Origin of the sequence: Variovorax sp. PMC12 (assembly GCF_003019815.1) — a bacterium.
Taxonomy (GTDB): domain Bacteria; phylum Pseudomonadota; class Gammaproteobacteria; order Burkholderiales; family Burkholderiaceae_C; genus Variovorax.
In genome coordinates this window covers 3,286,667-3,298,830 of record NZ_CP027773.1, presented here as the reverse complement: position 1 = coordinate 3,298,830, position 12,164 = coordinate 3,286,667, and the positions used below count along the sequence as shown (strand labels likewise).

The 12,164-nt window shown below is 55.5% G+C and carries 10 protein-coding genes; 9 read left to right on the top strand and 1 reads right to left on the bottom strand.

Going from position 1 to position 12,164, the window contains the following annotated elements:
- Positions 1-56 precede the first annotated feature (56 nt).
- From rfbC to C4F17_RS15340, 9 genes are all read left to right on the top strand, one after another.
- Positions 57-611, top strand: a complete 555-nt coding sequence (gene rfbC, locus C4F17_RS15380) for a dTDP-4-dehydrorhamnose 3,5-epimerase (RefSeq protein WP_106935816.1) — start codon at positions 57-59, stop codon at positions 609-611.
- Positions 608-1,606 carry a UDP-glucose 4-epimerase GalE gene (gene galE, locus C4F17_RS15375; protein ID WP_106935815.1) on the top strand — a complete coding sequence of 333 codons (999 nt, stop codon included), beginning with the start codon at positions 608-610 and terminating at the stop codon, positions 1,604-1,606. The genes rfbC and galE overlap by 4 nt, the downstream gene beginning before the upstream one ends.
- Before the next feature lie 144 nt (positions 1,607-1,750).
- The gene (locus C4F17_RS15370; RefSeq protein WP_159053668.1) at positions 1,751-4,036 is read left to right on the top strand and encodes a glycosyltransferase family 2 protein; all 2,286 of its coding nucleotides are present in this window, start codon (positions 1,751-1,753) and stop codon (positions 4,034-4,036) included.
- A 212-nt stretch (positions 4,037-4,248) separates the two neighbouring features.
- A complete protein-coding gene (locus tag C4F17_RS15365) occupies positions 4,249-4,896 on the top strand; it encodes a NeuD/PglB/VioB family sugar acetyltransferase (protein ID WP_106935813.1) in 648 nt (215 codons plus the stop codon).
- Between the two features lie 20 nt (positions 4,897-4,916).
- Entirely contained in the window at positions 4,917-6,029 is a 1,113-nt protein-coding gene (locus tag C4F17_RS15360) for a DegT/DnrJ/EryC1/StrS family aminotransferase (RefSeq protein ID WP_106935812.1), read from the top strand.
- Positions 6,026-7,276 (top strand): glycosyltransferase family 2 protein, encoded by a 1,251-nt coding sequence (locus C4F17_RS15355; protein ID WP_106935811.1) that lies wholly within the window; start codon positions 6,026-6,028, stop codon positions 7,274-7,276. The genes C4F17_RS15360 and C4F17_RS15355 overlap by 4 nt, the downstream gene beginning before the upstream one ends.
- Positions 7,273-8,343: a glycosyltransferase gene (locus C4F17_RS15350; protein WP_106935810.1), complete on the top strand. Its 1,071-nt coding sequence runs from the start codon at positions 7,273-7,275 to the stop codon at positions 8,341-8,343. The genes C4F17_RS15355 and C4F17_RS15350 overlap by 4 nt, the downstream gene beginning before the upstream one ends.
- 593 nt (positions 8,344-8,936) lie before the next feature.
- Entirely contained in the window at positions 8,937-10,289 is a 1,353-nt protein-coding gene (locus C4F17_RS15345; protein WP_106935809.1) for a rhamnosyltransferase WsaF family glycosyltransferase, read from the top strand.
- The gene (locus tag C4F17_RS15340; protein ID WP_106935808.1) at positions 10,289-11,458 is read left to right on the top strand and encodes a glycosyltransferase family protein; all 1,170 of its coding nucleotides are present in this window, start codon (positions 10,289-10,291) and stop codon (positions 11,456-11,458) included. The genes C4F17_RS15345 and C4F17_RS15340 overlap by 1 nt, the downstream gene beginning before the upstream one ends.
- A 3-nt stretch (positions 11,459-11,461) precedes the next feature.
- Here C4F17_RS15340 and C4F17_RS15335 read toward each other — a convergent pair whose 3' ends face one another.
- Entirely contained in the window at positions 11,462-12,163 is a 702-nt protein-coding gene (locus tag C4F17_RS15335) for an ABC transporter ATP-binding protein (RefSeq protein ID WP_106935807.1), read from the bottom strand.
- Position 12,164: the final 1 nt, after the last annotated feature.

The window sequence follows — 12,164 nt, the reverse complement described above, 5'->3', positions numbered from 1 at the left end:
AGTGCGACGACCTCTGGCTCTTGGTCTGTAGAGTTGTTTTTTCAGAGATCAACGCCGTGCAAACATTCCCCACGCTCATTCCCGACGTCCTAGTCATCGAGCCGAAAGTATTCGGCGATGCAAGGGGCTTCTTCTTAGAGAGCTTCAACCAGCAGGCGTTCTCCCAGGCCCTCGGTTTCTCTGTGGAGTTTAAGCAAGATAATCACTCACGTTCGACCAAAGGGGTACTGCGTGGTCTTCATTACCAAGTCAAGCAGCCCCAAGGCAAACTGGTCCGCGTGGTACGCGGAGCAGTGTTTGACGTTGCCGTCGATATTCGGCCGTCTTCGGCGACGTTCGGCAAATGGGTTGGCGTGGAACTGAACGAAGACAACCATCGTCAACTCTGGATTCCGGCCGGCCTGGCGCACGGATTTCTAGTGCTGAGCGAAACGGCCGACTTCCTATATAAGACCACCGACTACTACGCGCCCGCTTACGAGCGAAGCATCGCTTGGAACGATCCCGCCATCGGTATCGAGTGGCCGCTCGCCGGTGCCACTCCGGCGTTGTCCGCAAAGGATGCTGCGGCGCTATCGCTTGCCGAAAGCATCGCCGGAGAGGTGTTTTGATTCTGGTCACTGGCGGGGCCGGATACATCGGCTCCCACACGTGCATCGAACTGGCACGGGCCGGGCATGAATTCGTTGTGCTCGACAATTTCTCCAACAGCACTCCTGCCGTTCTAGCTCGAATGGAGCAGATCATCGGACGACCTGTGCGATGGCACGAAGGCGATATCCGCGATGCGGCGGCGCTGGACAGAATCTTCTCGGAGTTGCCGATATCAGCGGTGTTGCACTTCGCAGGGCTGAAAGCCGTGACTGAGTCGATCAATCTACCGATTGAGTACTTCGACAATAACGTCCACGGTTCGGTTTGCCTCTTGGGCGCGATGCAACGCGCCGGCTGCAAAATGCTGGTCTTTTCATCGTCAGCGGCAGTTTACGGCTTAGAACAAGCGATGCCGGTGGCGGAGGGCGCAGTTTGCGTGACGACCAATCCTTATGCTCGAACAAAGCTCGTCGTTGAAGAGTTGCTGCAAGATGTGAGACTTTCAGACCCGGCATGGCGGATTGCGACACTTCGGTACTTCAATCCGGCCGGTGCTCATACCAGCGGGTTGATTGGTGAGAGCCCGAGGGGGGCACCTAGTAATTTGATGCCATTAGTAGCTCAAGTTGCCGCTGGCCTGCGTTCAGTTGTACAGATCTTTGGTAGCGATTATCCAAGTCCCGACGGAACTGGCGTGCGTGATTTCGTCCATGTGATGGATCTTGCAGAGGGGCACTTGGCCGCCCTCAACTTCCTATCTAGAAACCAAAACAGCTTCCTTGTGAATCTCGGTACTGGTAGAGGCGCGACCGTATTGGAAGTGATCAACGCGTTTGAGCGAGCTAGCGGACGCCGAATTCCATATGAGATGGCTGCGCGCCGGGTGGGGGATATCGGCATCAGTTTTGCCGATACAAATCTTGCTCGCGAGTTGCTGGGTTGGGTTGCAACTCGCAATATAGACGACATGTGCCGTGATGCTTGGCGATGGCAGTGTGCACATCTCCATTAGACGGGATGAACTCAAGGCGGGTTTGCAAGCAGGTCTGTTGGCGGTGACACGAAGTAATCACAAAAAGGGAGAATAGATGTTGTGTCCAGAGCCTTGCAGTAATGGAGTTGCCGCTTGGCGGCCCAATTGTTCCTGGAGGGTTGCATGAGCGGCCTTGTCTTCGTGTCGTCGGGCTTGTTCCCTTACACCACTTGCAGCGCCGGCCGGGCCATGTTCAATATGCTGCGCTCGCTGAGCGAGGCAGATCGTATGCGTGCGACCTTGCTCACAGTAGACGTGCCGGTTGATCGCCACTCATTTGAAGCGACCTTTCCTCATGTGCGGCTCGTCGAGGTTGATACCGGAAGCGGTCAGGACCTACTGGCTAGCTCGAACCAGCATCCGCCGGCGCGGGCATATTCGAACACACTCTTCCATTGGAAATCTGCGTGCGTATTCAGGGTGCTTTCGACCTTGAGTAGGAACATTTCCGTCGACTATGTCGAGTTTCCCGACGAGGGCGGTCTGGCATTCTGTACGTTGCAGGAATGCCGGCTTCGGGGATTTCTGCCCGGAGCGCTGATTGCCGTGCGAGTTCATATGTCGCACACGGCGCACTTGCATGCCGAAGCCAGGCCGCTGGCGATCGACGACTTGAACGTGAGCGACTTAGAACGCAAGTGTCTGCGCGATTGCGACTGTGTGGTGGTGCAAACGGCTGCGTTGGGGGAGTCCGTTCGCCAAATGTTCGGTCTGGCGCAAGAGGAGTGGTCGCAGCGAGTCGTATGCCATGCCATACCGGCGGTGATTGACTTTCATTTGACGCCGCCATCGGCGACACCTTCTTCACTAGACCAAGCTATCGTTTTCGTGTCGACGCTCGAACGTTTCGAGCGACCTGATCTTTTTTTGCGTGGGGTCGCCGGCTTTATGCAAGCGAACCCGGACTACTCGGGCACAATGATTTTGGCCGGAGCTGGCCTCGATCAGGCCTACGCAGCACAGGTTCAGCGGCTAGTTCCATCGTCACTAATCGAGCGGGTAAGAGTCGAGCCAGCGCTTGGGCGGCGCGAGCTCGAAGCATTGATCAGTAGAGCAACCGTTGTATTCTCAAGAAGCTACGGCTCGGTTTGCCTCGCCGCATTAGAAGCTTCGCTTCTTGGTGCGAGAGTAATACTGAATGAAAGAAATAAGGCTTTCGGCGGCGCGACTGGTTGGATCGATGGCATTAATTGTCTGAAGTTTGACGGCACAGTCTTGGGGTTAATGCATACGCTTGAGCGAAACGCTAAGCAGAATGTAGAACTCGAACCACTTCACGTACCTAACAGCGCCTGGCCCTGGATTTGTGCGCCCAGAGTCCAGCGTGCTTGGCGTGCGCCAGATGTCTTGCCGATCGTTTCGATCGTGGTGCCTCATTACGACCTCGGTAATTACTTGGGCGAAACTCTGGAGAGTTTGAATGCGCAGACCTACGAGAACATCGAGATCATCGTTGTGGACGATGCATCGACAGATGCTCGCAGTAAGCTAGCGATCGACTTGCTTACGCGCAATTCGGACCCCCGCCTTAAGGTCGTGCGTCTTGTCGCCAATGTAGGGTTGGCTGCCGCGCGCAACATCGGCGTGCAGCATGCTAGCGGCAAATATGTGCTGACACTTGATGCCGATGATCTGATTCATCCGAGTTTCCTGACGGTCGGTGTGTCTGCATTAGAAAACTGTCCCGAGTTCGACATCGTTGTGACGCCCGCCGGCTACTTCCTTGACGGGGAGTCGGCGCCTTTAGCAAGCGTAGTTACTGATTTCTGTGACTACGCCGTGTTCTCCGGCGAAGCAGTCGTGGCCGGGTTGATCGAGAATCGGTTTTCTACGGCGACTGCGTTGTTCCGAAAATCAGCTCTAGAAAGATTTGCATACGACGAGAGTCTCAACTGTTACGAGGACTGGTCGTTGTTCATGAGAATGTGTGACGCCGGATTGCGGTCCCTCGTTACCACGGAAGTCTTTTTTTACTACCGAAGAAGACCGAATTCGATGGTTCATACCCCTCGCGATGTCGTTCGCAGGCGGATCGAATACGGCGACATGCTGCGGACAGGTGCGCCTGAGGCAGTCAAGCAGAAAGCGAGACATCTTGCAGTGGGAATTGGCTCACCGGTTGCTGGCAATCACGTCTATCCCTCGATGGATGCCATCGCCGCAGAAAATGATGCTGATGCTACTGCGGGGAAAAATCCGGGAGATCTACCAAGCACTGAAGCTGAGACAGAGGAGACACTGGGGCTTTTTGGAGGCCGTGGACAGTATGATCAGCAAGTCGTGTTCGCAAGCCTGAAACTGTCCCGTTGGATGGAGCAAAAGGTGCCCTCGGTGGTAAAGGGAGGCATATCGATGGCTAGGTGGGGGTGGAGGGCGTATCGCGCTTTGCGTGGAACTGGAAAACGATAACAAATCGCTGGAGCGCTCTCACTTATCTCGCTCCTGCCGATCGACTCAGTGAATTGTGGTTCTACCGCGGATCGATACCTCGTCGAGATATCGCGTTGGGTAATCTTGAGGCGAGGGGGCTGTGGCAGTATGGGTTCTCTTCGGTGCGCTCTATACTCAGAGCGCTCCCGTAGGGCGGCCACTTCTTTCCTTCCGATTGCACACTGCTGCATATGACTCTGTTGATCTATGGGGCAGGCGGCCTGGGGCGCGAAGTTCTTTCGGCTTTGCAAGCTAGCGGAGAGTTCGTGTCCGGTTTTGTCGTTGACCCAGGCTACTCAGCACCGGACATTCGAGGCTTGCAAGTACGCGTCGCACGTCTGGAGACGCTGCTTGATCCAGCGCTTCGCTTCGTTCTGGCGGTGGGGGATAGTCGGGCGCGTCAACACGCTGCTCTGCTGCTAGGTCTTAAGGCTAAGTTCGTTACAGTGCGCCATCCGGCCGCAGTGATCGGCCCCTGCGTGTCATTTGGGATGGGCACAATGATCCTCGGCTTATGCAGTATCACCACAGATGTTTCGATTGGGTCCCACGGGCTGATCAATCCCGGCTGCACTATCGCGCATGACTGTGTGTTGGAGGATTTCGTTAATCTTGGACCATCGTGCGCTATCGCTGGACGAGTCACTGTTCGCGAAGGTGCCAACCTCGGCGCGGGTGTTTGTGTCGCGCCGGGTGTTGTAATTGGCGCTTGGTCAACGGTTGGCGCTGGTGCTGTTGTGATCCGTGACGTCGACCCAGGGTCTACCGTTGTTGGTGTACCGGCGCGCCCCATTGGTCGCAGCGGGGGTATTTCACGTTCAATTCCACCTACGGCCTAGTTTTTGCAGTTTATAGTCTGATGCTAAAAACCCTTTCTGTTGAAAACTTCGGCCCGTCTTCCTCGCAAATTAAGGTCTTGCGGCCAAGGTTGCCAGTTGCGGCCAAACTCCTGCCTTATCTCGATCGCATCGACAGCACGCGTATATACAGCAATTACGGTCCCTTAAACGCCGAGTTTGTGCAGCGTCTTGGTGAATTTGTCGGTGGTAGTTTAGTAACACTTACCTCCAGCGGGACTACCGCAATTGAGCTCGCGCTGAGATTGCATAGGAGGCAAGGAATCTATTGCCTGATGCCCTCATTTACTTTCATCGCCAGCGCGCATGCAGTATGCAATGCGGGGTTGGTTCCGTATTTAGTTGAGACCGACCCAGACTCTCTGGCACTCACGCCAGAGATTGCGAAAGCGGCGCTTGCCTCGATAGGCGATTCAGTTGCTGCGGTATTGGTGGTTAGTGCTTTCGGTGCTCCCCCTGATCTTGCTGTTTGGGCTAAGTTCGAGCAAGAAAATAAAATCCCAGTAGTGTTCGATGCGGCTGCTGCATTGACGTCCCTTTCTGGCATCGGCAGCCAACCGGTCTGCGTGAGTCTGCATGCAACTAAGACCTTAGGTATTGGCGAAGGAGGAGCAATCCTATGTGGTAACCGCGATCTAATAGACCGCGCAACCGCAATGACAGGTTTTGGATTCGCCGGTAATGAGCGCATGTCTTCGATGCGCGCCGGCAACTACCGCATCTCTGAATACGCGGCTGCAGTGGGTCTTGCCGGGCTGGATGGTTTGCCGGCGCGGATCAACGAAATGAAGCGCTTGACAGCCGCATATGCATATCGGCTCGAAGGGAAGTCGGTGCGCCTACAACGCGGAGTCGGAATTGATTGGGTCACCATGACATTGAACGTAGTTGTGCCGAGTGAGGACGTCGACGCGACAACTCTACGGCTCGACGATGCAAAGGTTGAGTGGCGCCGTTGGTGGGGGGCGGGTTGCCATCGGCACCCGGCGTTCAAGGATGTCCCGGCGTCTGATCTCTCGGCAACCGACGCTCTTTCTCCGCGCGTAATCGGTTTGCCGTTCCATGATGACTTGTCGTCGAACGACCTAGACCGCGTCACCGGTTGCCTGCGATGAGTATGGATCCCCTTCTTTCGTACATCGTCCTTTCATACAACTATGAACGCTACATAGGTAAGACACTGCAAAGCATCTTTGACCAAACGGTGCAAGATTTCGAAATTGTGGTGGTGGATGATTGCTCGACCGACAACTCAGTTGAGATAGTGTTGGCTATCAAAGACGCTCGAATCAGGCTTTTTAAAAACGAGAGAAATTTAGGTGGTGCGGCGAGTTACAACCGTGCAGTTTTGGAAGCGCGCGGCAAGTGGTTGGTCAATCTTGATGCAGATGATTGGATTGACCCGCGAAAAGCCGAAATTCAGCTAAAGGTGGCGGCGTCGGATCCTCGCCTTGACGTCATTGGTTCGCATGTTACTATTTACGACGAAGATGACAATCCACATCCTTCTTCCGACGTATTGGAGGCGGTGTTCAACAATGAATATGATCTGAATCTGGTCGATACCTGGATCGGTGCCAATCATTTGTGTCGGTCGTCAACTATGGTACGTGCAATTGCGCATAAGCAATGGGGGTTGGATGACCCATCGATGATTCGTGCCCCTGATTACGAACTGTGGACTCGCGCATTACGAGATGGGTGCAGATTCGCTGTTGTTCCTCAACGCCTGACTTTCATTCGTGCACACTCGCGCGGTGTAACGCACGGAGATCCAGTTAGCGGTTTGCTTGAACTCAGCTATGCAATGCAGCGCAATTTGGTTCCTCTCGCAGCAACACGATCATTGTTTAATTCAGTTGCGCGCATTGTGGCATGGGCGTGCCGTCATCCTTCGCTGAGCCAACTGCCACCAGTTCAGGCGCATAGGCTGATTGGCGCACTAATGCAGCCGGCGATCATTTCCAATTATCAGCATTTTCTCGCAATGCTGACCGGCCAAAGTGATCACTTCCAACTCGCTGAACTCGGCCGCCGGTTGTTTGCATTTGTAGGGCCCGATGCCGATGCTTATCAGGAGGTCCGGAAACTCCATAACGATATTCAATCCTACATTGATGCGCGGGATTACTTCAAGAATGAGAGTGAAAAATGGGAGCTCGCTTTTAAAGGACTTCAGGCGGAGCATCAAATCATGAGTGCCAGCCTTTCGTTGTTAAATCCAACGGGAGCACAAGTGTTTGTTAAGCCTGAGCCTGAATATGCAGAACATACGATGAGCGATAGTTGGTCTCCTGCCGCGCGTCAGGGTTCTTTTTTTGCGCGAGTATGGACGCTTTTTACACGTCTTCTGCCGAAATGAACTCACCCCGAATTTTGGCGTTGCTCCCTTTTTTGGTGCGTGGGGCGCTCTCTATTGCAATCTTCCGGGACCTGAGAGAGCGAGGTTTTGAGATAACGATTGCTTATTGTGATGCTGCATCGGGTGCTTACACTCCCGACGCGCTGGAGGATTTCGCGTCTACTGGTCACCTGCTCAATCTGGCGGGAATGGACAGCGCCGCGCGCTTTCATAAAGTTCTCGAGCTGCTTTGTGATCGAAAGATCGATCTATTATTGCAGATCGGCGCGGCCGATTTGTATCACCTACTACCATACTGGAAAGAGCGGCTGCCAAGATTGCGCATTGCTGATATTCTTTATAACGAAATCGGACATACGCTGAATCATTTCATTTATGAAAAGTGCTTCGACACTGTCATGGTTGAGAGTGAGTTTATGGCTGGTTTCATCAGGCGATTTTCTCGAAAGAACAACCCGCCGGTGACTGTGGTGAGGAGTGGTGTCAATGTAGAAGAATTCGCGCCGAACAATAGTCCGAAAAGTGAATTACTCAAAATTGGATTCGTTGGTCGAATGTCGGAGGAAAAAAATCCAATTGGCTTTGTAGAGCTGGCGGAAGAGTTGGGACGTCGGGAGCCGTTGTATGACTTCAGAATGTTTGGTACAGGCCCTGACGAGGCGATAGTCAGGGCGCGCATTTCGAACAGTGCTGTCGCAAACAGATTGAAATATCACGGTTTTGTGGAGCATGTGAAAGATGGCTTACATCAGTTGGATGTTCTTGTCCTTCCTTCGAAATTCGATGGAAGGCCTGTTCTGGTTATGGAGGCGAATGCATGCGGCATTCCCGTCATCGCAGCACCCGTGGGCGGAATTCCGGAGCTAGTCATCGACGGGGTTAACGGCTTCCTGATTTTTCCGACAGCGACTGAGCATATCCATGCCTTGCTATTGAGTTGGCTGGAGCAGCCGCACGAACTAGCTGCACTAAAGCTTGCCTCGCGGATGCACGCGTTGGAACATTTCGATCGTGAAAAGATGATTGCCGCGTATGCGGCAGCCTTTTCCGACATTGCTGCGAGTTGAGCGAGTTTGCCGTGTGAGTTACAAATGCCGGCCTGGTAGGTCAGTCGGCTCCAACTGAAGCAAGTTTAATTAACGTGCCTGTGGACCTAGCAGGTGGGAAACGGGCATATTGATGTAGCTGCGTTGTCCGGCCCAGAGCTTGCTTCCGCTCGGAATTAGGTCGGTCGACCTTAACGCCCCCAGTTGAAGACGCATAGCCATTTTCACGATACATGTCGCGTCCGATTTCACGGGGCGTTGATTTCCCCACCGAAGCCGATACGCACCAGATATAGCTGGCGGAGCAATATGAACTTGCCTGCGCGGCTGTAGCGGCCGGTCCGAGCGGGTCTCGTGAGAGCTCCGCACGCCGCCTGCATCTTCGCTGGAAACGGCTGCTCACGAGCGCGTACGAAAGTGCCCCGCGTAGAAGAAGGACGTCCTTCCCAACATGCAGGGGCATCGAGCGTAGGACACGGCGTGGATGTCAGAATCGCACAACTTGTTTTGAGAGCCCCCGATATGAGCGTGGATAATCATCCAGTCGGCGGAGCCTAGGATGAATAGTTTCAAGACTCGCCTATCAACAATCAACTCGGTGTGTAAGGAAAAAAATGAGTGTGCGTGCGCGCCGACTGTTGGCATTTTGGAAAGAGAACGGAACCTCGGCAACGGTACGGCTTTTTCGCACCAAGCTAGGCGCCGCGGTTGCGGGGCGGCCGGTTCTTAACAAGATTAAAGCGGGGTCCTGGGTCGCAGGGGTGTCTGGGCCCCCGGGGACTGTTGGCGAAATCATCCGCCATAAGTTTCCCAACTCTCAGCCGCTTCCGACTTATCTGATTCCAAAGCCATCGCTCCCACGTGTCAGCCTCGTCACCGACAGCATCGGCAGTGGCAGCCTTTTCGGAGGTGTTGGCACTGCATTGCTGTTCGCTGCGCAGTTGGCCAACCGGATGAACGCAACGCTGCGGGTCGTGACGCGTACGGAGGTGCCGTCGCCGAAGAATGCTTCACAGGTTTTGAATGCGTACGGAATCGAGCTCCTTCACGAGATCCAGTTCGCCTATGCGCCGATTCCGAACGACAACGAGGAACCCGAGTCGACAGCTGGAGCAGTCGCGGGCCTGGACGTCGTTCCCGATGAGACGTTCGTCACCACGTCATGGTGGACGACCGCGGCCGCACTGCCCAGCGTTCCGCATGCTTCGATCATCTATCTGCTGCAGGAAGACGAGCGAATGTTCTATCCGTTCGGGGAAGAGCGGGTGCAGTGCGAGCGCATTCTGCACAACCAGGACATTCGATTCGTTGTGAACACCCGCCTTCTTTTCGATCATTTGAAAGCCAACGGCATGGAGCAGTTGGAGAGAAATGGATGCTGGTTCGAGCCGTCGTTTCCCAGGTCGCTGTTTCACGAGCGTGAGCGCGAACCGGGCGGAAAAAAGCGTTTCTTCTTCTATGCAAGGCCGTACAACCCGCGCAACCTGTTTCATATAGGGCTCGAAATCATCGATCGTGCAGTCAACACGGGCATCCTCGACCTTGATCAATGGGACATCTTTCTTGTCGGCAAGGACATTCCCAATGTGACATTCGGGAATGGCTATGTGCCCAAGCGCTGTGAAGGGCTCAACTGGGAGGCCTACGCTGACCTGGCAGGAACGATCGACCTCGGGCTCTCGCTGATGTACACGCCGCACCCCAGCTACCCGCCGTTCGACCTTGCGGCAAGCGGCGCGGTCGTGGTGACCAACAAGTTCGCCAACAAGCAGGATCTGTCCAACTACTCGCGCAACATCATTTGTGCCGAACTGAACACCGATGCGCTTGTCGACGCGCTTCGTGAGGGTGTGGCGCTTGCTGAAGACAAGGAAGCACGCAAGCGTAATTTCGCAGCCAACGGTTTGGGTGCGGACTGGACCCAGTCGTTCGAGGAAACCCTTCGGTTGCTCACCGCGGGACGTTGATGTTTGACTTGAACGTCTCTCCGGTTCCTTACGCGGACCCCTGGCTCCAGCCGCTTTCGGAGCGGTTGGCGATGCTGTATCGACGCAAGGTGCGCGTCGCTTACTTCTACGAAGAACCCAACAACAGCACCTTCCGCTACCGTGCCTACAACATGGCCCAGGTGCTGAATGAGCCTGACGCAGGCGACGTGTCGGCCAGCTATTTTTTCCTGTCGGACAGCGATCGGTTCGACGAGATTGCCGACGCCGCTGATCTGCTTGTGATCTGCCGGTCGCGGTATTGCCATCAAGTGAATGGCCTGATCACCAAGTTCAGGGCGCGCGGCAAGCGCGTGCTGTTCGATGTCGATGACCTTGTGGTCGACACCGACTACGCGCACCTCGTCGTGGCGACTCTGGGCCTCGACGTGACCCAGAAGGGTGTCTGGGACGACTGGTTTGCGATGATCGCCCGGATGCACCAGACGCTGAGACTGTGTGACGGAGCGATCACGACAAACGCGTTCCTCGCACAGAAGATCGCAGACTGCTCCGGCCTGCCTGTGGCGGTGATCCCGAACTTCATGAACAAGGAGCAGCTCGACTTGGCGGAGAAGGTCTTTGCAGCGAAGGAACGCGCGCGCTTCTCAGGCAACGGAAAGACCACCCTTGGGTATTTCAGCGGTTCGCCGTCGCACCGCCTCGATTACGCGATCGTGGAGCCATCGCTGGTGGATGTGCTAGCCGAGCGGCCAAATGTGGAAGTGATGGTCGTTGGCTACATTGACCACGGCCCTGCCATGCGCGAGTTCCGGCATCGAATCAGCCGCCAGCCGTTCCATGACTACGTGAACCTGCAGCGACTGCTGGGCACGGTGGAATTCAACCTGATGCCGCTGCAATCGAATGCTTTCACCGACTGCAAGTCGGAGTTGAAATACTTTGAAGCAGCAAGCGTTGGGACCTTGAGCATCGCGTCACCCAGCTTCACTTACAGCCGTGCCATCAGCGACGGCGAAACCGGCTATCTGTCGAAGGCCCACGAATGGACCGAATCGATTCTTCGAGCGATAGACCAGAGCACCGAGGTGTATGCGTCGATGGCAGCGCGGGCGCGCGAGGATGCGTTGCGCAAGTTCGGCTGGCAGCACCAGCGCGAAACCATCCTCGACGCCTTGCAGCTGGCCTGAAATTCAGCGCTCGACGATCCGCCCGTGCTCCATGTGGATCACCCGGTTGCATTCCTTGGCAATCAATTCGGGTGAATGAGATGCCAGCACCAGAATGCCTGACTTGGACACCACGTCCCGCATGCGCTGCTCGGCCTTTTCAGTGAAGGCGGCGTCGCCCACGGAGAGCCACTCGTCCATCAGCAGGATGTCGGCTTCGACGCTGGTCGAGATCGAGAATGCGAGGCGCATCATCATGCCGGTGGAGTAGGTGCGAACGGGCATGTTCACGTACTCACCCAGTCCGCTGAATTCGCAGATTTCGGGTGTGAGCCGGTCGACTTCCTTCTTGCTCATGCCCATCACGAGGCCGCGCAGCATGATGTTCTCGACGCCGGTTGCATCCATCTCGATGCCGAGCGCGGGATCGATCAGGCTGGCTACCGAGCCTTGGCGCGTCAACTCGCCCGATGACGGCTCGTAGACACCCGCCAGCGTACGCAGCAGGGTGGACTTGCCCGCGCCGTTGTGGCCGATGAGGCCCAGCCGGTCGCCGCTTTTCAGTTCGAGGTTGAGGCCGCTGAGGGCCTGCACCACGGTGACCCCGGTTTCCTTGCCGAAGCGCCCCCCGGTAACCGAAGCCGCAAGTGTCTTCTTGAGTGACGCCGAGCCCGCGCCGTAGATGGGGAAGCTGACCGAAACGTTCTTGAGTGAAATGGAAGCCATG

Coding starts and splice junctions, on each gene's coding strand:
- C4F17_RS15370 (WP_159053668.1), top strand. CDS start 1,751: ATGAGCGGCCTTGTCTTCGTGTCGTCGGGCTTGTTCCCTTACACCACT.
- C4F17_RS15365 (WP_106935813.1), top strand. CDS start 4,249: ATGACTCTGTTGATCTATGGGGCAGGCGGCCTGGGGCGCGAAGTTCTT.
- C4F17_RS15360 (WP_106935812.1), top strand. CDS start 4,917: ATGCTAAAAACCCTTTCTGTTGAAAACTTCGGCCCGTCTTCCTCGCAA.
- C4F17_RS15355 (WP_106935811.1), top strand. CDS start 6,026: ATGAGTATGGATCCCCTTCTTTCGTACATCGTCCTTTCATACAACTAT.
- C4F17_RS15350 (WP_106935810.1), top strand. CDS start 7,273: ATGAACTCACCCCGAATTTTGGCGTTGCTCCCTTTTTTGGTGCGTGGG.
- C4F17_RS15345 (WP_106935809.1), top strand. CDS start 8,937: ATGAGTGTGCGTGCGCGCCGACTGTTGGCATTTTGGAAAGAGAACGGA.
- C4F17_RS15340 (WP_106935808.1), top strand. CDS start 10,289: ATGTTTGACTTGAACGTCTCTCCGGTTCCTTACGCGGACCCCTGGCTC.
- C4F17_RS15335 (WP_106935807.1), bottom strand. CDS start 12,163: ATGGCTTCCATTTCACTCAAGAACGTTTCGGTCAGCTTCCCCATCTAC.